Genomic DNA, 24275 nt, shown 5'->3' with positions numbered 1-24275 from the left:
TTTAAAGGGTTACAATCATTATTTACGAGCCGACCTTAACCTTGCTTTAAAATAAAGAATATACGTAGTTTCCTGATAAAGATAAAGCATTGGTCGTAACGAAAGTGATGGCAACGTTATTTAATCGCTTGTATCTGTTATTGGTTTTGTTTTTGAATATATAAAAATCAAACAGAAAGAGTTGCAGAGTCATTTAATAGTCATAAAAAGTCACTGTTTTTTAAATAATTACTGATTCTTAGGCATGTAGCATCCTGTTATTATTAGTCGGTCACACAATTCATTATAAGTATGCAATGAGTTGAGGTATTGAGTTTGCATCAACATAGCTGGTATGTATAATGCAGCGGTTTAATACTGCTATCGTGAGGTCATGGATGAATTCATATAACGCTAACCATGTTCAAAACCCTTGCCATAAATTAAGATCAAAAATTGTCTACTACTAAATTAGAAATAGCGCTTACTGGCGCGACCGGATTTATCGGAAGCCGGCTTATCTCCTTGCTTGTACATAGGGGCTGGCATGTGCGTGCCCTGTATCGCCCTAAAAAAGGACGGACTCAGCCAAAATTGCCCGGAGTAACCTGGGTTGCAGGCGATTTGAGCAATCCGCAATTATTGCGTGATTTTGTCAAAGGTACGCATACCGTTATTCATTGTGCGGGTGTGGTAAGGGGGGCTACTCAGGAAGATTTTGATAAGGTAAATGAACAGGGGGCTTTAAATGTAGCCGAAGCTGCAGCGGAGCAAAGCATTGCGCCTCGTTTTCTACTTATTTCATCATTAGCAGCACGTGAGTCACAATTATCTTATTACGCAGGCAGCAAATGGCGTGGAGAGTGCGCGCTAAAAAAGGTAGCAAAAAATTTACGCTGGACAATATTACGACCGCCTGCGGTATATGGACCGGGGGATAAAGAGTTATTGCCACTATTTCGCAGTATCGCGAATGGCTTTGCCCCTACGCCAGCAGTGAAAAATAGCAGTATATCGATGATTTATGTTGATGATTTAGCGCTGGCTATAATCGCTTGGTTAGAAGCGGACAGCGGCTATGGTCAGACATTTGAGCTAGACGATGGTTTTCAAGGTGGCTATAACTGGGCTAACATCCTTGAAATTGGTAGCCGCGTGTTACGTGATGGTGGTAAAGTCCGGCGGATACAGATCCCTATATTTATTTTTAATATAGTCGCGAAGATTAATTTGTTCGCTGCAACATTGTTTTCCTATGCGCCAATGTTAACGCCTGGTAAGGTAAGAGAAATTATCCACCCTGATTGGTTAGCAGATAATAAAGCATTCCGTCAGGTGATTGACTGGCAACCGCAATATAATTTGCAACGTGGTTTGGCAACTATCTTCAATAAAGATGATAAATCTAAAGGGGGCTAAATGGAACAGCAAAGTTTGCTTGCTTATGTGTGTAACGCCCTCGCATTACGAACAGAAAAATATTTAGAAATAGATGAAAACACTGATTTAGTTAAACAATTACAATTGGATTCTTTGCATATCATGGAATTGATACTGGACGTAGAAGATTATTATGAGATATCAATTCCAGTTAGTGTTTTAAAAAACGTAAAGACCGTCAAGGATCTTGTGATACAAATAGAAAAAATTACAGCTGGTGAGATATGAGCATTTTTACAAAATTCAACGCTATTTTAGAGAAACGCCAACAACTTGAAATGTTAGGAATCGATCCCTTTGGCATCCAGGTTGAAAAAATGAATAGCCCAACGGAGGGGATTATTCGCGGGCGAAAAACGATTTTAGCGGGCACAAATAATTACTTAGGTCTGACATTTGATAAAGACTGCCTTGACGCTGCATACAATGCATTAGAATTCGAAGGGACTGGGACAACTGGTTCGCGTATGGCTAATGGGAGTTATTCTGGCCACCGAAATTTAGAGTTGGAATTGGCTGCATTTTATCAAAAAAGGGATTGTATTGTATTTTCTACGGGGTATTTAGCTAATTTAGGCATGTTATCAACACTTGCCGGCCCCGATGATACCGTCATATTAGATGCTGATTGCCATGCCAGCATCTACGATGGCTGCCGTTTAGGTGGAACAAAAACGTTACGTTTCCGTCATAATGATCCTGAACATTTAGCAAAACGTTTGCAACGCCTTGGTGACAAAGCCTCTGAGGCTTTGATTGTCGTTGAAGGTATCTACAGCATGCTTGGTGACCACGCATTATTAAATGAGTTCATTGCCGTAAAACGTGAATATGGTGGTTACTTATTTGTAGATGAAGCACACTCCCTAGGCGTACTCGGTGAACGAGGCAGTGGTTTAGCTGAGGAACTTGGTGTATTGGATGATATTGATTTTATCGTTGGTACTTTTAGTAAGAGTCTTGGCGCTGCTGGTGGTTACTGTGTGAGTAACCACCCTGAATTAGATCTTATTCGCTATTCAAGTCGTCCCTATATTTTTACGGCATCGCCTTCACCATCAACGATTGCCACAACGAGGGCGGCATTAGTTAAGGTCGCTGAGGGGAAAGATTTGCGTGCGCGATTGCATTACAATGCAAGGCGCTTACATGCAGGGCTTAGTGCGTTAGGTTATACCTTGGGCGCGCCTGCAAGTCCTGTGGTTGCGGTGGTTTTCAAAGATAAAATGGAAGTGCTTACCTTCTGGGATAATCTTCTTGAAATGGGGGGCTACACTAACTTGATGATACCGCCTGCGACACCTAATGGTGCTTTCTTAATTCGTTGTAGCGTTAGTGCTGCACATACGGATCAACAGATTGACACTATTTGTGACATATTTGCTACGTTAGGTAAAAAATTACAACTGCAACTACGTGCGTCATAAACATCAATGAGAAAAATAGTATTCAATAAGTGATGCTTATTATGATAAAAGGAAGTGCACGTGAGTAGTGCTAAAGCGATATCTCCCGTGCAAAGTCCAATGCGTAGAGTGTTAAGTAATTTTTTGCTGCTTGCTCGCGGACGAGTGGTTGCCGCCTTGATGTTATTTGGTGTTACGGCTCTACTTGCCAGAGTACTTGGGCCTGTTGAGTTTGGTATGATAGTGTTGATCGAAACCTATGCATTACTGACTCGAGGCCTGCTTAATTTTAAACTTTTTGATGCCATTGTTCGATTTGGTGTGCCTGCCTATGATGCTAAAGATACCCGTACATTACGTCGTTTAATTCAGATTTGTTGGCGTCTTGACCTTATCACAACTGCGAGTGGGGCGATCATTGCGATATTGTTAGCACCCGTCGTTGGCCCTCACATGGGAATGGATAGTAACCACGTTTTTTTTCTCACCCTATATAGTTTTGTTATTTTCGCTTCGATAGGCAATGGCACCTCTCGAGGTCTTCTGCGATTATTTGATAAATTTGATATTATCGGCAAACAAATGTCAGTTGGACCACTCGTTCGTTTTGTAGGTGTTTGTATTGCATGGTGGTTTGATGCTTCATTTGCTGTGTTTATTTCTATCTTAGCAATTGGTTCAATAAGTGAAGATCTCTACCTAAATTTTTATGGGTGGCGTGAATACCGTAAAAAAATCGGGCCTGCTGAAAATTCACAAGATACACATAATATGCGAGTTGACGAATTCACAGGGCTACGCCATTTTATTTGGGTGACCTATTGGCAAGCTAATGTCGATATGGTTCCTAAACGTATCACAGTGATGTTGGCTGGTTACTTATTGGGAGCATCAGAAGCGGGTTTATTACGTCTAGCACGGCAGTTTTCTAGTTTACTTTCACAGCCTGCGGCACTGATTCGTCAAGTGGTCTTTCTTGATTTAACGCGTAGTTGGAATCAGGGCAGTAGTGACTTTAAAGTCGTGGCCTATCGAACGGCCATGCTAGGTGCATTATTTGGCCTTGTCTTTGTCGTTGTCGCTCTTTTCTTTGGAGAGGCATTGCTACAACTTACTGTCGGTCAAGAGTATATTGCAGCAGCACCAGTACTGGCACTATTATTGTTTGCATCTACCTTAGATTTGACGGCCTCGTCATTACGTTCGGCATCTTATGCGATTGGTCATGCTGGTTTAGTTTTGCGTGTTTATACGCTATCTGCACTGCTTTATTTAGTGATGTTTTTTGCGTTGACTTCATTTTTTAGTTTGATTGGTGCAGGAATAGCAGCTTGTGTTGGTGCGGCAATTCCTCCCATGGTTATGTTAAATTTAATCCATAAAAGTATATTAACTATTCCTGTGGTGAAGAAAAAGAGCAAGTAGTTTGCTATTCATACCAATTGCTATTACACCACTGTAGTTTACTGTTTGGACGGATCCAATGTGTTGTTATCCCAAAAAAGGGAATACCGACATAGCCTCTTACTTCGAGCTCCCCTTGGTCAGTAAGCTCGATAGTACTGCGGTAGGTATCACCATCGCTCGGGTTATAAATCGTTCCATCGCGCCAATGGTTTTTATCAACGGCAGTAAATCCAGAGAGTATGGTCAAGCCACAACGAGGAGTATTTCGTCGTGCTTTGTCTGGATTTTTGCTATCAAGTTTAGGTTTACCATCTTTCTTATAAGGCTTTTTCAACCAGACTATTTTTCCGCATAACTGTCCCTGACAATCCTCAACCAATACCGCCACTTTTTGTTTATCACGTTCGAGCCAAAGACCATAAACCTCGCCTTTACCCTCTGTTGATAACGGCAGGCCAAAGGCATTTGCCGCAACGCATAGCGAAAAACATAGTGGGAGTTTATATTTCAATGTCATGGCTATCTTTTATTGGCGCTTATTGTGATATTGAGCGATAGCTTGTAAGGCCGCCTCTAAGACTTCTTGATAGGGCGCTCGGGAATCGATATCGCAAATCTGTACGCCATTAAATGTTAAGCGTGGCATCACTGAAATTTTATCACGTAACTCTACGATGTTATGGTCTGGTTTGCGAGAATAGGCGGTATCCGCATCTATGTTAAGGCGAATGATGAGATCCGGTTTGTGACAAGCCATCCATTCATAGAGTCGTTGTTCACGCTCTGCAAGTTTACGAATTAGTAAGTTATTGGTTCTATTTACGGTTAAACCTGGACCATCATAATGAAAACCGGCTATTTCAGCTTGAGGATAACGATCTGCAATAACTTGTATTCCTTTACGTGACAATCGACGAACTTTGAGTAGTTGCAGTGCACGCCACCAAGAGAGGATGTACATAATGATCGAGGTGGTTGTACCGGGTAAATTTTTCTTGATATCTTGCGCACGTTGCGCTTTAGCATTGAGATAGCGTTCTAATCTAACACCAAAAAATGGGATATATTTTATTTTGTCACCCATTTCACCCGAAATAGTGCCTAAATAACGTCTTTCAACGCGACCATTAGCCCGTAGATGAGTGAGTAAATCTGCCGTTAGGGTAGATTTTCCTGTACCATCGCAACCGACAACGGCGACGACCCCGATCAGAGGTGTATCGATTCTTTTTTTATTGCGTTTAAATTCAAACATGTAAAACTCAGTTAATAATATTAATAACAAGGATAGCTAAAAATTAAGCATACGCCGGTTATCTAGGGGATTAAAATCTATTACGGGTTAATTTTTGGTTGATTTTTGTTAAGGCGGTATCTAGCACCTGCTGGTAAGGAGAGGTACCATCTAATTCGAGAATATCCGCACCATTGAAAGTGAGGGTTGGAATAACCGACACTTTGGCTTCTAACATTTTTAATTTATGGTCGGGTTTACGATCGTGTGCCGTTTGTGCATCAATATTAAGTCGTATTAATAGTGTCGGAATATGGCTGGCCATCCATTCATACAGTTTTTGCTCTCGAGCTGCTAATTTACGCACTAACCAACTATTGTGATTTAATCCACCGAGCCCTGTGCCATCGAAGTAAAACCCTGCCGTCTCAGCCTGAGGATAACGATCCGTGATCACTAATGTGCCTTTACGGGTAAGTGATAACATGCGCCGAAACTTATGTGCTCGCCATAGGGAGAGCAGATATATTACGATTGTGGTCGCTGTATCGGGTGATTTGCTCTCTTTGCTATGAGCACCTTTAGCCTTGTTTTTTAAGTAGCGACTCAATGACGGGCCAATGAATGGACGGCTTTTTATCCAATCGCCAATATTGCCGGATGATTGCCCTAAATAGAGTAGCTCAACAGGGGCATGTGATTGTAATTGTGTCAGTAAATCAGCGGTTAGTGTCGATTTTCCTGAGCCGTCACAGCCAATTACGGCAATGACATTGCTAAGAACCTGCTCTTTTTGTGGATATGAAGATTTCAAATTAAACTCGTATATATGTCGGGATATTAATGCTCTGTACTTTTCATTAACTGGAATTTTTGCGTGTAGCTTTCTAAGCGTACTTTTATCTCAGCTGGTATTGGAAAAGTATCCTCAAAATATTTTTCAGGATCTGCGAACTTAGTGATAATCAGATCATCATGAAAGCTGCCCATCATACCATTTATTGTACTAAGATATTCAGAGATCTTGTTGTGGTACTGTGATGGATAAAGAACTTTGAGATTGTCGTAAAGAGCAACTTGACGGCTAATGACTTTTCTCGTTTCATGAAACTCTTTTCCGGTCACTTCAGATTGCTTAAGGTGTAAACGTATAAAATCAATTTCACTATGTATATAGTGTTGAAACGTTTCCGTGCTACTTGCTTTAAAGTGCTCCACTTCCCTTGTTATAAATCTATAAACAAAGGGGGTAAGTAATATGCGTAATCGATTAACGGCCCATTTCATGTTGCTATATTTTTTATTTTTAAACGCATCCTGAAATTTCCCCATCTTTCTAGTTAAATTACTAAAAAGGTTAGGGTATGTATGATTCTCTCCACAGGTCACATAGGCAAAGCGAAGGTGTTTGAATTTAGCTCGGATATCTTTATAGACCTCCTGTTCAGCAGGGTCAAGTTGGTGTTGTCGGTATATTTTGAAAATCAGTGCTTTTAAGGTTTGCCGTTGTACACCGAGTTCCCAAAGTTGTAGGCATAGTTGATAGCATTGATTAAGTTGTGCTTGACTATAGTTTAGGTGGATTTCATCGGGAAGCGTTGCATTTGGATAGATATCGTCATGTACAAGCACAGCTGCAAAAAGTTTTTCACACTGTTCCCTAGTAAATGGTAACGGCTGATCTATAGTGGTATTGGTGGCAAAACTTTTGTCAGCTTCCGATTTCATAGATGATCCTGAATTTATAAATAATGATTGCTAAGCGCTATAACTGTTAGGCATTGTATGTTTTATCCGTTGTTAAGGTCAATGTGTGACAACCTTTAAAGTGTAAATCACAAAAAAGGGTATTAACGGTAACAAATATCCCATCGAATTGATGATGTGATATTATGCGTAACTATTTTATTCAGTTGCGCATCATGCGGCTAAATAGTTATAAATTATCAATATTTTAAAATGTTAAAGGGTTATAAATGTCAGCCAATGAAAAAAAACTAGCACCGATGATAGCGATAGTCGGTTGTGATGGTTCAGGGAAATCAACCGTTGTCGAACAAGCTTTGGTATGGGCACAAAGTTATGGTCCTGCAGCAAGTGCACATTTAGGTAAGCAAGGGGGCAACCTTGGGCGAGCCTTAAATAATTTACCATTGATTGGCAAATGGATTGAACGAGTTCAAGAAAGTAAAGCGGTAAAGGTGCATAAAGCTTATGACGCCGACAAAACACCGGAATTTTTACCGTCATTAGTTATCTATTTACTGACTCTAAGACGCCTGCGCCGGTATCATCGTATGATGAAATTACGCAGTAAAGGGTTAATTATTATTACCGATCGCTATCCGCAAAATGAATATACTAAAGCGATTGATGGTCCAGGATTATCGATTACGGCCAAGGGGAGCTCTATTGTACGTTGGTTAGCCAAGCAAGAGCATAAAGCTTTTCAATGGATGACCAGTTATACCCCTGATTTAGTGATTAGACTGAATGTTGATTTGGATACTGCCTGTGCACGTAAGCCAGACCACAAAAGAGATTCATTAGAGAAAAAAATTAAAGTTGTCCCGCAACTTACCTTTAATGGCGCACCTATTGCAGAAATAGACACAGTACAACCGTTAGAGGATGTATTAGCGGAGGTAAGAGAGGTTATATCACAATCATTAACTGAACGTGGATATGATAAACATACCTGTTAATTATGATGCCTATTTTAGATGAAATGGGCTAAATCTCTTCAACAAAAAGGAGTTTGTTATGTTTTCTCGTTATATCGGTTCTTTTTTAATATTAATGGTTTCAACCATTCCCGTTGCGCATGCCTTAAGTGATAAGAAATGGGAGAACATCAGTGACATCGGTGTTTATTCTTTACTTGGTACTGCCTTAGCGTTGCCGGCAGTACGTGATGACTGGGAAGGTACCCGTCAAGCAGGCTATAGTATTCTTTTAGCTAGTGGAGTTACTTTTGTTGGTAAAGCGCTAATCAATGAGGAACGCCCTGATAAGAGTGATAATGATAGTTTTCCTTCTGGCCATACAACAAGGGCCTTTGCTTCAGCGACAACGCTACATCGTCGTTACGGTTGGGAAATTGGATTCCCTGCCTATGCCGTAGCGTCGCTTACTGGTGGGGCTCGTGTCGCTGCAGATAAACACTATTGGCATGATGTGTTAGCGGGCGCCGCTATCGGCATTGCAAGTGGTTGGTTTTTTACTGATGCTTATGATGATCAAGTACAGTTAACACCTTGGGTCGATACCCAAGGTGTTGGGCTTAACTTGACAATGTATTGGTAGTATGTGGAGCTGAGCTGCAACTACTGCTCAGTTTCTTCGCTAGTGGGAGGTGTAGCCTGCCACCCTCCACCAAGTGATTTAATTAATGTCACACTTGCTAGTAGGCGACGCCCTAGAATTTTTAATGCTTCGCGCTCATTGGAGAGGGCCGAGGCCTGCGCAATAATGATCGATTGGTAGTTTGTAACACCAGCGTTATATTGATTATTGGTCACCTTCACGACTTCACGTAATGCAGTTAATGCATTGTTTTGAGAGTGAGATACTTCCTCTAGTAGTTGCAATTCGACCATGCTGTCTTCCACCTCTTTAAAACTATTAAGTATGGTTTGACGATAATTGGCGACAACGGATTCATATTCAGCCTTTGCAGAGCTGCTTAATGCGTCAATTGCACCTGCAGAATAGAGTGGTACCTCTCCTTTTGCACCTCCTATTAAACCACGCGAGATAGTGGCTCCTGCAAATAGGCTAACCTCTGGGTATGCTTGTGCCATGGCAACCCCAATTTTTGCACTAGCTTCCGCCATGCGTCTTTCTGCAGCAACAATATCGGGGCGGCGTTCAGTAGGTCTGCGGGTAAGGTTTCAGGAATGATCGGTACTTGTATAGCAAAAGATTTTGCTGGAAGTGAAAAATCACTAGGTGCTTTGCCCGTTAGTATTGCAAGACTGTGTTCAAGTTGCGCGCGTGTTATTTGCGCATTAAATAATTGAACTTTTGCGCTGCTTAATTGACCCTGTGCTTGCGCAATATTATCGCTATTAGCGACGCCAGCATCATATTGATTACGGGTGATCTGTAAAGAACTTTCATAGGAAAAGACGGTATTTTGTAATAGCGATAGCTCTTCATCTTGCACTCTTAACAGAAAATAGTTTTTTGCAAGTTGTGCCTGTAATGATAATTTGGCAGCCGCAAGGTCCGCTTGACTTGCTGCAACAAAGGCTTCATTGGCTTCAATGTTACGTTGCAGTTTGCCCCATAAATCGAGCTCCCAATTCATTAAAATCCCCAAATCATTGCTACCACCGGCAACAACGGTTGGTGATTTCCCCGCTTGAGCGATATTCGCTAATGCGGTCGCCTGTGATAATTTGGCTGCCATGCTTTGTAATGAATAATTATTTAGTTCCACTTGAGAAAGTAGTTGATCAAGATCCGAATCGTTATAAACCAACCACCAAGCAGCGTTATTTGTTACTTTGAAATTGGATAACTGATTATTATCAGCGCTTTCTTTATAGGCATCGGGTATATCCATGCTTGGGCGCTCATAATCAGGGCCAACAACGGTACAACCAATACTAAAGGTGGCCAATGAGATGCAAATAAGTTTGCTTAATATATTTTTTTGTAGAGGGGCTATCATTATTTTAAATCCTCCACCACGTTTGTGATATCCGTGGTGCGATGAACAGGGCGGCGTAATTGCTTTAACCAATGGCTGAACTTATCTAGGTAAAGATAAACAACGGGGGTGGTATAGAGTGTTAATAATTGGCTCATAATTAATCCTCCACCAATGGCTATGCCAAGTGGTTGGCGCATTTCAGCGCCATCTCCTTGACCGATAGCTAATGGAATAGCTGCAAGTAATGCAGCAAGCGAGGTCATTAATATTGGTCTAAATCGCAATATACAAGCTTCATAGATCGCCTTTTCCGGTGTAATTGATGATTGACGTTGTGCCGCGAGAGCGAAATCAATCATCATGATCGCATTTTTCATTACAATTCCGATCAGCATAAAAATACCAATCATGGCAATGACATTAAAATCGGTCTCAAAAAAGAGTAGGGCTAAGAGTGCGCCAACTCCCGCAGATGGGAGTGTTGATAATATTGTTAATGGATGAATTAAGCTTTCATAGAGCATACCTAAAACAATATAAAGTGTTAAGAAAGCGGCGAGTAGTAAAATAGGCTGTTCATCAAGCATTTTTTTAAATGCTTTTGCTGAGCCTTGAAAACTACCGCGAATCGCACTGGGTACGCCAATATCCTCCATTGCAGCCTTAATGGCATTAGTCGCCTGAGATAAAGAGACGCCGGGAGCGCGATTAAAGGAGATATTGATAGCAGGGAGCAAGCCATGGTGCTCAACTCTTAATCCAGAAACGCTTTGCTGATAGGTCGCAATCATGGAAAGCGGGACCTGTCCGCCATCAGCCGATTTAAGGTAGATATGATCCAGTGATTGTGGTGATTGTGCATATTCAGCCGCTAATCCCATGACCACCTGATATTGATTCAATGGTTCATAAATAGTTGCTACAGATCGTTGTGCAAAGGCATGGTTAAGCAGTGTATTTATCTGTTTAATGGTAATACCATAGCGAGCGGCTGCATCTCTATCAATGACTAACTCCGTCTGTATCCCTTTATTTTGCTCATCGGTATCAACGTCAATTAATTCAGGGACTTTTGCGAGAGCGTTACGGATCCTAGGCTCCCATTCCCTGAGAATATCAAGGTCATCGGATTGCAGGGTGTATTCGTAGGAAGAGCGGCTACGACGGCCACCCATACGAATATCTTGTACAGGTTTTAGGGTCAATAGCGCACCGGGAATGTTATCAATTTGTGGGCGTAGCCGTTCTACAATTTCAAATGCGGTAACGCCGCGGTCCGCCAAAGGTTTGAGCATAATAAATAGCTCACCTCTATTACTTTGACCCCCTCCGGTAAATCCGACCACACTATCTACGCCTGGATCGGCACTAATTAGTTCGATATATTGCTTTAGTTTACTTTCCATTACCTTGAATGAGGCGCTTTGGTCACCCTCAATCCTGCCGGTTATTTGTCCTGTATCTTGTTCAGGGAAATAGCCCTTAGGCACTATCACATAAAGGTAGACATTGAAAAATATCGTTGCCAGTAGCATCAGCATGGTAAATTTAGGGCGCTTAAGTACCCACTGTAAACTGACATCATAACCACGTAACAGCGCTGTAAAACCGCGTTCGCTCCATTGGTAGAGTTTGTTGTGTTTAGGTATTGCATCAGCGGATTTTAGTAATTGTGCACACATCATAGGCGCAGTTGTTAATGCAACAATTAAGGAAATGATGATAGCAACGGCTAATGTAACGGCAAATTCACGTACAAATAATCCGACATAGCCTCCCATTAATAGCATGGGTAAAAATACGGCAATCAAAACTAGGGTCATGGTCAGTATAGTTGAACTCACTTCCTTGGCACCCACTAAGGCGGCCGCACGAGGAGATAAACCATTTTCGATGTGGCGCATTACATTTTCAAGTACCACAATGGTGTCATCAACGACGAAGCCAACGACAATGGTTAATGCCATTAACGATAAATTATCTAAGTTGTAATCGAGCAGATACATCATGGAAAAAGTTGCGATTAAAGATACCGGAACCGCTACAATCGGAACCAGTGCCGCTCGCCAATTACGTAAGAATAAAAGTACAACTAAGGTGACTAATATAACGGCTATGATAAGCGTTTCACCCGCATCGTGCATCGAAGCGCGAACAGTTGATGTCCGTTCCATCATAACATCAACGTCGAGCGCATTAGGTAATGAGGCTTGCAGAGTGGGCAGTAGTTGGTTGACGCTTTCAACGGTCTCAATGATGTTTGCATTAGGGGCGCGCCTGATTAATACGAGCACCGCTGGCTTTTCATTTGCTAATCCGGCATGGCGTAAATCTTTAACGGAATCAACCACATTGGCGGCATCTTTAAGTTGTAAACTGGCTCCTGATTGATTGTAACCAATGATGATTGGCATATACGCTTGCGCATTACTCGCTTCGCTATTGACCGATAATTGCCAGCGTTTATCACCTTCCTCTAATGCACCCTGTGGTTGGTATGAGTTGGTAGCCGCGATGGCGTTACGCACATCTTTAAATTCAATTGCATATTGATTAAGGACATGGGGATTTAACTCAATTCGTACAGCAGGGGGGGAGCCTCCACCGATTTCAACATCGCCAACGCCTTTTAATTGCGATAATTTCTGCGCAATGATGGTCGAGGCTACATCATAGATTTGCCCTGAAGTCATGGTATCCGATGTCAGCCCAAGTATCATGACAGGGGCGTCAGCCGGATCGACTTTACGATAACTCGGATTACTTGCAAGGCCGGCAGGCAGCGATCCTTGTGCCGCATTTAGCGCGGCTTGCACATCCCGTGCGGCACCGTTTACATCGCGTGAAAAATCAAATTGTAAAACAATATTTGCCGTACCAAGGGTACTGGTTGATGTCATCTCTGTAATACCAGATATGCGTCCCAAGGATCGTTCCAGCGGCGTTGTGACGGCTGCTGCCATTGTTTCTGGGCTTGCTCCGGGTAATGAAGCCTTTACTTTGATGGTCGGAATATCAACCTTTGGTAAAGGAGCAACGGGAAGCAAGTACAGGGCAACCGCACCGACCAACATCATACCAATAGTGAGTAATGTGGTTGCGACGGGACGATCGATGAATGGTTTAGAGAAATTCATAGATATTCACTTATTCATTATCATCGGTCATTTTATTACGATGTCCGAGTCGCTCAAATAGAAGATATATAACAGGCGTGGTGAACAGCGTTAGCATTTGGCTGACAATCAAGCCCCCGACTAAGGTTACACCAAGCGGATGGCGTAACTCGGAGCCATTTCCCCAACCAAGCATTAATGGTAGAGCAGCCAGTAGTGTCGCCATCGATGTCATGATGATTGGACGAAAACGCAGTAGTGACGCTTTAAATATTGCATCTCTTGCGCTGATACCTTCATCTCGCTGTGCCTCTAGTGCGAAGTCGATCATCATAATGGCATTTTTCATGACGATGCCAATTAATAAAATAATCCCGATAATAGAGATAACATTGAGCTCATTACCCGTCATCATCAAAGCAAGTAACGCTCCAATACCTGCAGAGGGTAAGCTTGATAGAATAGTAATTGGGTGGATATAGCTCTCGTAAAGAACACCTAATACAATATAAACGGTGATGATTGCAGCGAGAATTAATAACAGCTGACTTGTTAATGAGCTTTTGAAGGCTTGGGCAGAGCCTTGCAGTTTTAGCTGCATGCTGGCGGGTAATTGCAAATCATGTTGTGCAATCTCTATTGCCTCCAGCGCTGCATCCAAGGACGCTCCTTCTGCAAGGTTGAAGGAAATCGTGATTGCCGGGAACTGGCCGATACGATTAATCGCTAAAGGTGCACTGCGTTCAGTGATTTCTGCTATGGAAGTTAGCAGTATTTGCTTATCAGGCTTACTGCCATTGGCAACACTGATATAGACATTATTCAATGCTTCAATACCCTTGCTAAATTCAGGTTTAACTTCGAGAACCACATGTTGCTGACTAGTTGTTGTAAATAGAGTGGCAACTTGTCGCTGGCCAAAGGCATTATAAAGCGTGTTATTGACCGCCTGCGCAGTGACACCTAATCGGCCTGCTAAATCGCGATTTATCTCTATGTGGGCTTCTAACCCGGCATCAAGTTGATTGCTGGTTACATCTGCTAACGTTGATGATTGCTGTAATCGTGAAACAATACGGGGTACCCATTGACGTAATAAATCACCATCAGCATCTTCGATGGAAAGTTGATACTGTGTACGGCTCACTTGATATTCAATGGTGAGATCTTGTACAGGTTGCATAAATAATTCGATTCCCGGTATTTTTTGTGCCGCTGTTTGCAGGCGTCGAATAACCGCTTGAACACCGGCATCTCTATCTGCTAATGGTTTTAAATTGATAGTGAAACGGCCACTATTAAGTGTCGGATTACTACTATCGACACCAATAAAAGAGGAGATGCTTTGCACCGCAGGATCTTCGAGTATGATCGCTCCTAATGCCTGTTGTCGTTCAGCCATTGCTGTAAATGAGATGCTCTCTGGTGCTTGAGAAATACCTTGAATTGCGCCTGTATCTTGTACTGGGAAAAACCCCTTTGGAATCAAAACGTATAATACAAAGGTCAGTAGTAAGGTTGCCAATGCGACCATTAATGTTAACATTTGTCGAGCAAGTACCCACTCTAACAGCTTTCCATAGCGTCGCGTCAGGCGCTCAAACCAACTATTACTATCGTGAAATTGTTGTGCTTGATTTTTAGTCGGATCGTGTTTTAGTAAACGAGCGCACATCATCGGTGTTAAGGTCAAAGAGACTAACGCTGAAATTAAGATGGCCACGGAAAGAGTAATTGCAAATTCGCTAAATAATCGCCCTATAACATCCCCCATAAAGAGTAAAGGGATCATGACGGCGATTAATGAAACGGTTAAGGAAATAATGGTGAAACCAATTTGTTTCGATCCTTTTAATGCAGCGACGAGTGGCGGCTCACCGGCTTCTATATGACGCATGATATTTTCAATCATAACGATCGCATCATCGACCACAAATCCCGTCGCAATAATCATTGCCATCAGAGTAAGGTTATTAATAGAAAAACCGGCAAGATACATAACGGCAAAGGTGCCAACAAGTGAGAGTGGTACAGCGACACTTGGAATAATTGTCGCAGGGATATTACGTAAAAACAGAAATATCACCATCACGACTAAGGCAATCGAAATAAATAGCTCAAACTGTACATCACGTACCGAGGAGCGGATCATTTCGGTTCTATCCGATAAAGTAGCAACATTGACGCCCTGTGGTAGAGAGGCTTGTAATTCAGGGAGTAATGTTTTGATGTTGTCGACTACCCGGATAACATTGGCATCGGGTTGGCGTTGAATATTTATAATTAATGCAGCCGATTTATTTGCCCAAGCGGCAAGGTGGGTATCTTCAATGCCATCACTTACATCGGCAACATCTGACATGCGAATAGGGGAGCCATCACGATAAGCAATAATCATCGACTTGAATTCATCAATCGATTTAAGCTGATCATTAGCATTAATTATTGAAGCTTGAGTTGGGCCGTCAAATCCCCCATTGGGTAAGTTCGAGTTCGCGTTGCCAATGGCTATACGTAAATCATCAAGGGAAAGTTTGTAAGCCGCTAATGCATTTGGATTGGCTTGGATTCTAACAGCAGGTCGCTGTCCGCCACTGATACTGACCAGTCCAACGCCGGATACTTGAGCAATTTTAGCTGTTAACCGTGTTTCAGCTAATTGTTGTAATAAGGATAAAGGTAATGTATCGGAGGTGAGTGCCAAGGTGATAATTGCCGGATCAGCCGGATTAATTTTATTGTAAATAGGAAACTGAGGCAGATCCCTTGGTAGTGCACTGACTGCGCCATTGATTGCCGATTGTACATCTTGTTCAGCAATATCTAATGGCAGATCAAGATTAAACTGTAAGGTGATAATGGAGGCACCGCCTGAACTGGTCGATGACATCTGATTTAAACCGGGAATACGCCCAAACTGCCGCTCTAAGGGGGCGGTAATTGTTGAGGTGATAACTTTTGGACTAGCCCCTGGGTATAATGTGACTACTTGGATGATTGGATAATCAAACTTAGGCAAAGCCGATAGTGGCAACAAACGGTAAGCAAAAATGCCCACTAGCATAATTGCCACCATTAACAGTGATGTTGCAACGGGTCTTAGGATAAAGGGACGTGAAATATTCATAGACAACCCTGTTGTGAATTAAAATGGACAAACATCAGGGGGGATGTCAGTGGATTTTTTTTGGTGATGTCAGTTTTAATTTTTGTAGATGGCATCGCATTACTGAGCATCGTTATCACTCATATTTTCATCATTGCTTATTATTTTAACTTTTGCATTCGCTTTTAGCCTATCTCCCCCCTGCGTGACAACTAAAGCGCCACTTGGGATTGCAGTGCTAATCGCGCTAACTTCACCCTGAGTTGCGCTGATCGCTATCTTGGTGACACGGGCAAGATTATCGGCATCGACCAGATAAACAAAGGTTCCCTGTGTACCGCGTTGTATTGCAGAGGTGGGGATTAATGTTGTCTGTGGGTATGTCTCAACTATCATTGATACATTAACAAATTGATTGGCGTAAAACTGACCATTACTATTATTAAGTTGCGCTTTAAGTTTTACGGTGCCAGTGTGGGGATCTATTTGGTTATCAACGGCTAATAATTGTCCCGTAGCCATTTTTTTGTGCATGGCCCGATCATAAATATCAACGGATATATTGTCATTAAGCTGCATCTGTTTGAGTACCTTAGGTAAGGTATCTTCAGGAATTGAGAAAACAATGGCGATCGGATCTATCTGTGTGATTGTCACGATACCTTTAGCTGAAGTGGGGCTAACTGCATTGCCTATATCCACTTGTCGAAAACCTAGTCGACCACTGATAGGCGCAACAATATCAGTGTATTGTAATTGTAATTGAGCACGGGTAACGGCCGCTTCATCTGCTGCTACGGTAGCTTTATATTGCTGTAAAAGCGACTCTTTAGCTTCGAGCGTCTGTTTTGATGTCGACTTTTGGCTAAGTAATAATGTATAGCGCTCTACGTCTGCCTTGGCATTTTCCAGTAGCGCTTTACTTAATTGTAATTGTCCTTCGGCAAGTTTTAGCTGAGCGGCAAATGGTTTTGGATCCAGTTGAGCTAATAGTTCGCCAGCCTTAATCATTTTGCCCTCTACAAAGGCGATATTAATCAACTGGCCTGCTACGCGACTTTTTACATCAACAACATTTATCGGGGTAACGGTGCCCAATGCGAACTGAGCAATATTAAAATTATCTTGGCGAACTGGGGCGACAACGACAGCAGTTGCTGAGGGATCGTTTTCGTTGCTCATACCTTGAATAGCGGTTAAAGGCGCTTCTTGCCTTTGATAGGTGCTATATACTAGAACGAGTATCAAAACAGCTAGCATTAACAGAATTTTTTTCACAGTTGCTCGTTGCATTAACCACAGCCTTAATGTTAAATGTTGACGTAAAACGCCGAGAAGAAAGAGCATATAAAATAGCAGATCTATTTTACAGGTTGAAATCACTTCCATATTAGTTGTAAGTTTCGTGAAGGGAATACCTATTCACATATACTCACACCTCTAACTCAAGCGTCTCTTTCTGTGTAAAATTGAGATCTGATACTTAATCCTATCGCTATTAATTATTCACTTAGATGGTCAGTAATTTTATTCACGTAATGCAAATAACCTATAAACATCAAAAATTTAAATAATTATTCTATAGTATAGATAGCGCTCATTTTTATTCAAAAATACCTCTTAAATAGTACACGCAGCTTCTATTAAGATCATTAAAAATTTAAATCCAGCCTCGCTTTTTTACAAACTAAGTTGTTGATCGAAACTCTTCGATATTTTATTGCCCTAGAAAAGCAGCGTTGCAATGATATATAGTATTATACCAATCGGAGTAAATAGCTGATCTATTTTGCGGATTAAAATAACTTACTTTTTTGTTGTAAGTTTCGTAAAGGGAGCAACCATTTACGTCAACTTACGCCTCAAATTAAGCCATTTTTCCTGCGCAAAATTTAGATCACATACTTAATCCGATTGGTATTACTTTGTATCTGGCTATTTGAAGTGCAGATCAAATAAGTGTCGGTGGGGATAATAAGGGGGCATAGCTTGCTATGGCGTGCCGTTTATTCGCTCATTTATGTTTGTTAAAAATGAGCGAATATAGCCATGTTACTTCAAGCTGCAAAGTCAGCGCTAAAAAGATCGCCTGACAAAGCATCTTGAGGTGACATGGGGATCTATGCTGACACTATTTTATTCTTTACCAAATACATTGTTTTCTTGCTCAAGAACACGAATAAATGTGGTACGTTTTGAAAGTTGTTTTAAAGTTGATGCGCCGACATAGGTACAGGTTGAGCGAACACCTCCCATAATATCTTGAATTGTTTCTGATACACCACCACGATAAGGTAACAAAACGGTTTTACCTTCCGCAGCACGGTAATTAGCGACACCACCTGAGTGTTTTTCCATGGCGCTTTTAGAGGACATTCCATAAAATTTCATGAACTTCTCGCCCTCTTTTTCTATCACTTCACCACCACTTTCGCTATGCCCTGCAAGCATACCGCCAAGCATGATAAAGTCAGCGCCGCCGCCAAAGCCTTTTGCAACATCACCAGCACAGCTACAACCGCCATCGCCAATAATACAGCCGCCAAGACCGTGTGCTGCATCGGCACATTCTATAATGGCAGAAAGTTGAGGGTAGCCAACACCTGTTTTAACACGCGTTGTACAAACAGAGCCAGGGCCGATACCGACTTTTACAATATCAGCTCCAGCCAAAATAAGTTCTTCACACATATCGCCTGTAACAACGTTCCCCGCTGTGATCACTTTATCAGGAAATGCCGCACGCACTTGTTCAACATATTCAACAAGGTGTTCAGAGTAGCCGTTAGCAATGTCAATGCAGATGAAAATCAAGTCATCAGATAGGGCCATAATATCTTTGGTTTTTTGGAAATCTTTTTCAGATGTTCCCGTTGATACCATGACGTTATTTAATACTGAAGCGGTATTTTCTTTAACAAATCCAGCCCAATCGTCCACGGTGTAATGTTTGTGAATGGCTGTTAATACTGAGAACTCAGAAAGGGATTTAGCCATGTTAAAGCTACCTACTGAATCCATATTTGCGGCAATTATTGGAACTCCTTTCCACTTACGACCGCTATGCTTGAACGTATATTCACGGGATAAATCTACCTGTGAGCGACTCTTTAAAGTCGAACGTTTTGGACGGAAAAGGACATCTTTAAAACCTAATTTTAGATCTTGTTCAATACGCATAACTGTTTCCTACTAAATGGATAGCAAAATGGTTAACAAATGGGTTTTGATTTACAGGCATAAACGGCAGGCAAAAAAAAACCGGGGCACTTTTTTCAAGCGCCCCGGTTGAAAATAGTATAGGGATTAATTTTTTTTTTGCAATAGAATAAAAGTCAATTGTAGATATTTTACATTTCGTAATTTGATTATATTGAGATAATTTCAATGGGGGTAAAATAGCCGGTTATTGGGTTCTATTTTTACTCATTGCCGATGCTCGCATTCTCGTGGCGTTTGGGTATAATACGGGCTGTTTCATTCCCCCCATTTATTGCGCGAGAGTCATTATGTTAAGTTACTTTATCCCCACCGCTAAAGGTTTAGCCCCACTGCTTGAAGTTGAGCTGAAAGAGATGGGTATTGAAAATTGCAAACAGATGAATGGTGGTGTGGCCTTCGATGGCACCTTAGAGCAAGGGTATCAAGTTTGTTTATGGTCTCGTTTTGCTTCGCGAGTACTATTAAAATTGAGTGAATTCAAAGTATTAAATTCCCTTGACCTATATTTAGGTTGTAGCAACATCCCCTGGGAAGACCATTTTGATGTTAGCAACACATTCTCTATTGATTTCTCTGGAAGCAACGATGACATCCGTAATACTCAATTTGGTGCATTAAAAATTAAAGATGCAATCGTTGACCGTTTTCGTAAAAAATTCGATGATCGCCCAAATGTTGAAAAGCGCGATGCGGATATTCGTTTCAATGGCCGCTTGTGGAAGGATAAAGCAACAATTTATTTAGATCTATCTGGCTCACCCTTGCATTTGCGAGGCTATCGCACTATCGCAGGAGAAGCGCCAATGCGTGAAACGCTTGCTGCAGGGATTTTAAAACGCAGTGGCTGGCAGGGGGAAGCGTTGCTTGATCCTATGTGTGGTTCCGGCACCATTGTCATCGAAGCAGCAATGATGGCTCTTAACATTGCACCAGGTACACTACGTACCCGCTTTGGTTTTGAAAACTGGAAAAAACATGACAACGACTCTTGGCAAACACTAAAAACGTCAGCACAAGTGTATGCAAAACGCGCTGTTAATAAATGTGAAACACGTTTTTACGCCTCTGATTTAAGTCGAGATATGATTGAAATTGCGCGAAAAAATGCGCAAAGAGCAGGGGTTCTTGAGGTTATTGAGTTCTCCGTTAAGGATGCTAAAAAAGTATTACCTCCCGAGGAGTTAGAAACCGGTATTATTGTGACTAACCCCCCTTATGGAGAGCGCTTAGGTGGATTTAGCGATACGATTACGCTTTATACGGAGTTAGGTCACCATTTCAAAGATGCCTTTGCCGGTTGGAATTTATCCATGTTTGCCGTGGATACCGAGCTGCTTAGCTGTTTAGGGATGCGTGCAGGTAAAAGTTTTAAATTTTTTAATGGCCCAATAGAATGTGTCCTTAAAAATTATCGTATTTCTCCCAAACGTGATATCGCACCGCAGATACCTGATGTTAGCACTGAATCACAACCGATAAACCCTTGGACAATGGGGCGTGGCGGTGATCCACTTGTCGCTCAAGATGAAAGTGAATCAGCGATAGTTTTTAAAGAAGCGAAACAGATTAAACCCGCAATATATTCAGAAGCCTTCGCCAATCGTTTGACTAAAAACATGAAAAAATTAGAAAAATGGGCTCGACGGGAAAATGTTCAATGTTATCGTCTGTATGATGCTGATTTGCCTGAATATAATGTCGCTATTGACCGTTATGATGATTATATTATTATCCAAGAATACCGCGCACCTAAGGAGATTGATGCAGGGAAAGTACGTCGTCGCTTCTTAGATATCGTCTCTACTGTACGTTATATGTTGGATCTTTCCGATGATAAACTCGTTATCAAAGTGCGTGAACGTCAAAAAGGACGTCAGCAATATGAAAAATTGGCGAGTAAAAAACAATCTTTAGTGGTACAAGAAGGTGCTGCAAAGTTAATTGTTAACTTACAAGATTATCTCGATACGGGGCTCTTTTTAGATCACCGCCCAACGCGTTTGCGTATAGCACAAATGGCGAAGGGGAAAGATTTCCTTAATCTATTTTGTTACACCGCAACGGCTTCTGTCCATGCCGCGCTAGGTGGTGCCAAATCGACTACGAGTGTCGATATGTCAAAAACCTATTTAGCTTGGGGGGAAGATAACTTTGCCGAAAATGGTATTAAAGGAAAACATCAATTCATTCAGCAAGATTGTATCAAATGGTTACAACACGCCCATGAGATGTTCGACCTTATCTTTATTGATCCTCCCACGTTCTCCAATTCTAAACGAATGAGTGATGTGTTTGACGTGCAAGAAGACCATGTTGCATTACTTACTTCTGCTAGTGACCGTTTAAACCCGCGTGGGGAAATTATATTTTCTAATAATAAACGTGGATTTAAATTAGATGCAGAAGCAATTAAAGCATTAGGATTTGCGATTAAGGACGTTTCTCAGGCTTCGATTCCCGAAGACTTTAAACGTAATAGTAAAATTCATCAATGTTGGATTTTAACAAAGCATGACTAATGGCGCGCCATTGCTGTTATATTTTACGGATGGTTGTCATTTGTGTGATGATGCCGTCAGAATATTGCAACAAGCAAATACCCCTTATACAAAAATCGATATCATCCACTCTCAAGCGTTAGTGGATCGATACGGTTATTTCATTCCAGTGCTGGAAGATGAGCGTGGAAATAGTTTGTACTGGCCATTTGATTTAAAGCTATTAAACGATTTTCTACACATTGAATCTAATAAAAATTGAAACCTAATAAAAAGAGACCTTAAGTGGCATTATTAACTTTACACAATGCAGAACTCGCCTTTGGTGATAACCCATTATTAAATAAATCTAATCTAGTTATTGAAGCTAACGAACGCGTTTGTTTGGTAGGTCGTAACGGTGCAGGTAAATCAACATTATTAAAAGTATTGGATGGCCGTATTCAATTAGATGATGGCAGCTTACTGATTAATAACGATGTTAAAGTTGCGCGTTTAGAGCAGGATCCTCCGACGGCGAATACCATGAGTGCCTATGACTTTGTTGCTTCAGGCATGGAAAATGCCGGGGAAATATTAAAGGCATATCACCATCAATTACATGTTATTTCTGAAGATTGTAGTGAGAAAGAGTTAAATAAATTACAAAAATTACAAGAGCAAATAGATCAGCTCGATGCGTGGCAGTTAGACAGTAAAATCAATCAAATTTTAGATCGTTTGGCGATCGATCCCGATACATCATTAGATCAATTGTCAGGTGGTTGGTTACGTAAAGTGGCCTTAGCAAAAGCGCTGGTCAATGATCCTGATTTATTATTACTTGATGAACCAACCAATCACTTGGATGTGGGGACTATTGAATGGTTAGAGCAATTTTTAATGAGCTTTCAAGGTTCAATTGTTTTCATAAGTCATGACCGTGAATTTATTCGTCGCTTAGCAACACGTATTGTTGATATCGATCGAGGTCAGTTAAGTTCATGGCCTGGTGGTTATGATGAATACTTAGTGGCTAAGGAAGAAGCGTTACGCGTTGAAGAGGAGCAAAACTCTGAATTTGATCGCAAACTTGCTATTGAAGAAAAGTGGATTCGTCAAGGCATTAAAGCCCGTCGTACCCGTAATGAAGGGCGGGTACGTGCTTTAAAAGCATTACGCAACGAACGTTCTGAACGACAGAATGTGGTCGGTAAAGCTAAAATCAATATTGATGTTGCAAGCCGCTCAGGAAAAATTATTTTCGAAGCTGAAAATGTGGCTTACAGCTACGATGATTTATCCATCGTACGCGACTTTTCATGTACTATCATGCGTGGTGATAAAATCGCTTTAGTTGGTCGCAACGGTTGCGGTAAAAGTACCTTATTGAAATTACTTTTACAGCAATTACAACCAGATTCAGGCACCCTAAAATGTGGTACAAAACTGGAAGTGGCTTATTTTGATCAATACCGTGATACCTTGGATCCCGAAAAATCGGTGATGGATAATCTTGCGGAAGGTAAGCAAGAGGTTGAAGTGAATGGTGTTAAACGCCATGCATTAGGCTATTTACAAGACTTTTTATTCCATCCTGTGCGTGCTCGTACGCCCGTAAAAGCGCTCTCTGGCGGTGAAAAAAATCGTTTATTATTGGCTAAAATTTTCCTAAAACCTAATAACTTGTTGATTCTAGATGAACCAACCAATGATCTTGATGTCGAAACCTTGGAATTACTCGAAGAACTATTGGCAAATTATCAAGGCACTCTACTATTAGTTAGTCATGACCGTAGTTTTGTCGATAATACCGTAACTAATACTTGGTTCTTTGACGGAAACGGACATATTGAACAGTATGTAGGTGGTTATGGTGATGCTGTACGCCACAGAGATCAGAGTACAAGTAATCAGAAGCCTGTTGGTATAGCAAAAAAAGAGAAAGTGCCAGCTAATACCGCAAAGCAAGTAGATAAACAACTTAAAAAGAAGAAGCTATCTTATAAACTGCAACTTGAATTAGATGCTTTACCTCGTCAGTTAGAGGAGCTCGAAGCGAAAGTTGCAACGCTACAAGAAAGTATTAATGCACCTGAATTTTTTACTAAAAATAGAAATGAAGCAGACCAATTCCTAGCCGAACTTGCTAAAACAGAAGAACAACTAGAAATCGCATTTATGCGTTGGGAAGAGCTAGAAGAATTACAAAATGGGGAAAATTGATA

At 41.4% G+C, this 24275-nt stretch carries 19 protein-coding genes; 9 read left to right on the top strand and 10 right to left on the bottom strand.

Going from position 1 to position 24275, the window contains the following annotated elements; genetic code table 11:
* The first annotated feature begins 435 nt into the window (after positions 1 to 435).
* From AB2N10_RS07650 to AB2N10_RS07635, 4 genes are read left to right on the top strand one after another with little or no spacing between them, the layout of a single operon-like run.
* Positions 436 to 1398: an NAD-dependent epimerase/dehydratase family protein gene (locus AB2N10_RS07650; protein ID WP_354624300.1), complete on the top strand. Its 963-nt coding sequence runs from the start codon at positions 436 to 438 to the stop codon at positions 1396 to 1398.
* Complete coding sequence (locus AB2N10_RS07645) at positions 1399 to 1647, top strand: phosphopantetheine-binding protein (protein ID WP_354624301.1); 249 nt, start codon at positions 1399 to 1401, stop codon at positions 1645 to 1647. It begins immediately after the preceding gene.
* A complete protein-coding gene (locus AB2N10_RS07640) occupies positions 1644 to 2846 on the top strand; it encodes an aminotransferase class I/II-fold pyridoxal phosphate-dependent enzyme (protein WP_369434590.1) in 1203 nt (400 codons plus the stop codon). The genes AB2N10_RS07645 and AB2N10_RS07640 overlap by 4 nt, the downstream gene beginning before the upstream one ends.
* A 60-nt stretch (positions 2847 to 2906) precedes the next feature.
* Positions 2907 to 4250, top strand: a complete 1344-nt coding sequence (locus AB2N10_RS07635) for an oligosaccharide flippase family protein (RefSeq protein ID WP_354624303.1) — start codon at positions 2907 to 2909, stop codon at positions 4248 to 4250.
* Positions 4251 to 4254: 4 nt separating this feature from the next.
* Here AB2N10_RS07635 and AB2N10_RS07630 read toward each other — a convergent pair whose 3' ends face one another.
* The 4 genes from AB2N10_RS07630 to AB2N10_RS07615 all read right to left on the bottom strand — a co-directional run bounded on the left by AB2N10_RS07630 (position 4255) and on the right by AB2N10_RS07615 (position 7194).
* On the bottom strand, positions 4255 to 4749 hold the full coding sequence (locus AB2N10_RS07630) for a DUF2147 domain-containing protein (RefSeq protein WP_354624304.1): 495 nt from the start codon (positions 4747 to 4749) through the stop codon (positions 4255 to 4257).
* Positions 4750 to 4758: 9 nt separating this feature from the next.
* A complete protein-coding gene (locus tag AB2N10_RS07625) occupies positions 4759 to 5487 on the bottom strand; it encodes a hypothetical protein (RefSeq protein ID WP_369434589.1) in 729 nt (242 codons plus the stop codon).
* Positions 5488 to 5557: 70 nt separating this feature from the next.
* Entirely contained in the window at positions 5558 to 6280 is a 723-nt protein-coding gene (locus AB2N10_RS07620) for a hypothetical protein (RefSeq protein ID WP_354624306.1), read from the bottom strand.
* A 26-nt stretch (positions 6281 to 6306) separates the two neighbouring features.
* Positions 6307 to 7194 carry a hypothetical protein gene (locus AB2N10_RS07615; protein ID WP_354624307.1) on the bottom strand — a complete coding sequence of 296 codons (888 nt, stop codon included), beginning with the start codon at positions 7192 to 7194 and terminating at the stop codon, positions 6307 to 6309.
* 248 nt (positions 7195 to 7442) lie between these two features.
* Between AB2N10_RS07615 and AB2N10_RS07610 the strand changes: the two genes are divergently transcribed.
* Positions 7443 to 8171: a hypothetical protein gene (locus tag AB2N10_RS07610; protein WP_354624308.1), complete on the top strand. Its 729-nt coding sequence runs from the start codon at positions 7443 to 7445 to the stop codon at positions 8169 to 8171.
* Positions 8172 to 8229: 58 nt separating this feature from the next.
* Positions 8230 to 8772 (top strand): phosphatase PAP2 family protein, encoded by a 543-nt coding sequence (locus AB2N10_RS07605; protein WP_354624309.1) that lies wholly within the window; start codon positions 8230 to 8232, stop codon positions 8770 to 8772.
* A gap of 20 nt (positions 8773 to 8792) precedes the next feature.
* Here the strand turns inward: AB2N10_RS07605 and AB2N10_RS07600 are convergent, their stop codons facing one another.
* From AB2N10_RS07600 to AB2N10_RS07575, 6 genes are all read right to left on the bottom strand, one after another.
* Positions 8793 to 9302, bottom strand: coding sequence for a TolC family protein (locus AB2N10_RS07600; RefSeq protein ID WP_354624310.1), 510 nt, complete (start codon positions 9300 to 9302; stop codon positions 8793 to 8795).
* Complete coding sequence (locus tag AB2N10_RS07595; protein ID WP_369434588.1) at positions 9209 to 10144, bottom strand: TolC family protein; 936 nt, start codon at positions 10142 to 10144, stop codon at positions 9209 to 9211. Before AB2N10_RS07595 ends, AB2N10_RS07600 begins: the two co-directional genes overlap by 94 nt.
* Positions 10144 to 13263, bottom strand: coding sequence for an efflux RND transporter permease subunit (locus tag AB2N10_RS07590; RefSeq protein ID WP_369434587.1), 3120 nt, complete (start codon positions 13261 to 13263; stop codon positions 10144 to 10146). The genes AB2N10_RS07595 and AB2N10_RS07590 overlap by 1 nt, the downstream gene beginning before the upstream one ends.
* Before the next feature lie 10 nt (positions 13264 to 13273).
* The gene (locus tag AB2N10_RS07585; protein WP_369434586.1) at positions 13274 to 16369 is read right to left on the bottom strand and encodes a multidrug efflux RND transporter permease subunit; all 3096 of its coding nucleotides are present in this window, start codon (positions 16367 to 16369) and stop codon (positions 13274 to 13276) included.
* A 99-nt stretch (positions 16370 to 16468) separates the two neighbouring features.
* Positions 16469 to 17626: an efflux RND transporter periplasmic adaptor subunit gene (locus AB2N10_RS07580; RefSeq protein ID WP_369434585.1), complete on the bottom strand. Its 1158-nt coding sequence runs from the start codon at positions 17624 to 17626 to the stop codon at positions 16469 to 16471.
* An 858-nt stretch (positions 17627 to 18484) separates the two neighbouring features.
* Complete coding sequence (locus AB2N10_RS07575; RefSeq protein ID WP_354624317.1) at positions 18485 to 19528, bottom strand: GMP reductase; 1044 nt, start codon at positions 19526 to 19528, stop codon at positions 18485 to 18487.
* Positions 19529 to 19857: 329 nt separating this feature from the next.
* Here AB2N10_RS07575 and rlmKL point away from each other — a divergent pair, with 329 nt between their 5' ends.
* The 3 genes from rlmKL to AB2N10_RS07560 are packed head-to-tail and all read left to right on the top strand — an operon-like array spanning position 19858 to position 24273.
* Positions 19858 to 22089 (top strand): bifunctional 23S rRNA (guanine(2069)-N(7))-methyltransferase RlmK/23S rRNA (guanine(2445)-N(2))-methyltransferase RlmL, encoded by a 2232-nt coding sequence (rlmKL, locus tag AB2N10_RS07570; protein WP_369434584.1) that lies wholly within the window; start codon positions 19858 to 19860, stop codon positions 22087 to 22089.
* Entirely contained in the window at positions 22082 to 22330 is a 249-nt protein-coding gene (locus AB2N10_RS07565) for a glutaredoxin family protein (protein ID WP_354624318.1), read from the top strand. Before rlmKL ends, AB2N10_RS07565 begins: the two co-directional genes overlap by 8 nt.
* Positions 22331 to 22353: 23 nt before the next feature.
* Positions 22354 to 24273 (top strand): ABC transporter ATP-binding protein, encoded by a 1920-nt coding sequence (locus AB2N10_RS07560; RefSeq protein ID WP_369434583.1) that lies wholly within the window; start codon positions 22354 to 22356, stop codon positions 24271 to 24273.
* Positions 24274 to 24275: the final 2 nt, after the last annotated feature.

The organism is Psychromonas sp. MME1 (assembly GCF_041080865.1).
Lineage (GTDB): Bacteria > Pseudomonadota > Gammaproteobacteria > Enterobacterales > Psychromonadaceae > Psychromonas.
The sequence above is the reverse complement of the archived record's forward strand: the minus strand, read 5'-3'. Positions and strand labels throughout refer to the sequence as shown.

Coding starts and splice junctions, on each gene's coding strand:
- AB2N10_RS07575 (WP_354624317.1), bottom strand. CDS start 19,528: ATGCGTATTGAACAAGATCTAAAATTAGGTTTTAAAGATGTCCTTTTC.
- AB2N10_RS07590 (WP_369434587.1), bottom strand. CDS start 13,263: ATGAATTTCTCTAAACCATTCATCGATCGTCCCGTCGCAACCACATTA.
- AB2N10_RS07640 (WP_369434590.1), top strand. CDS start 1,644: ATGAGCATTTTTACAAAATTCAACGCTATTTTAGAGAAACGCCAACAA.
- AB2N10_RS07595 (WP_369434588.1), bottom strand. CDS start 10,144: ATGATAGCCCCTCTACAAAAAAATATATTAAGCAAACTTATTTGCATC.
- AB2N10_RS07630 (WP_354624304.1), bottom strand. CDS start 4,749: ATGACATTGAAATATAAACTCCCACTATGTTTTTCGCTATGCGTTGCG.
- AB2N10_RS07605 (WP_354624309.1), top strand. CDS start 8,230: ATGTTTTCTCGTTATATCGGTTCTTTTTTAATATTAATGGTTTCAACC.
- rlmKL (WP_369434584.1), top strand. CDS start 19,858: ATGTTAAGTTACTTTATCCCCACCGCTAAAGGTTTAGCCCCACTGCTT.
- AB2N10_RS07565 (WP_354624318.1), top strand. CDS start 22,082: ATGACTAATGGCGCGCCATTGCTGTTATATTTTACGGATGGTTGTCAT.
- AB2N10_RS07585 (WP_369434586.1), bottom strand. CDS start 16,369: ATGAATATTTCACGTCCCTTTATCCTAAGACCCGTTGCAACATCACTG.
- AB2N10_RS07625 (WP_369434589.1), bottom strand. CDS start 5,487: ATGTTTGAATTTAAACGCAATAAAAAAAGAATCGATACACCTCTGATC.
- AB2N10_RS07645 (WP_354624301.1), top strand. CDS start 1,399: ATGGAACAGCAAAGTTTGCTTGCTTATGTGTGTAACGCCCTCGCATTA.
- AB2N10_RS07600 (WP_354624310.1), bottom strand. CDS start 9,302: ATGGCGGAAGCTAGTGCAAAAATTGGGGTTGCCATGGCACAAGCATAC.
- AB2N10_RS07610 (WP_354624308.1), top strand. CDS start 7,443: ATGTCAGCCAATGAAAAAAAACTAGCACCGATGATAGCGATAGTCGGT.
- AB2N10_RS07615 (WP_354624307.1), bottom strand. CDS start 7,194: ATGAAATCGGAAGCTGACAAAAGTTTTGCCACCAATACCACTATAGAT.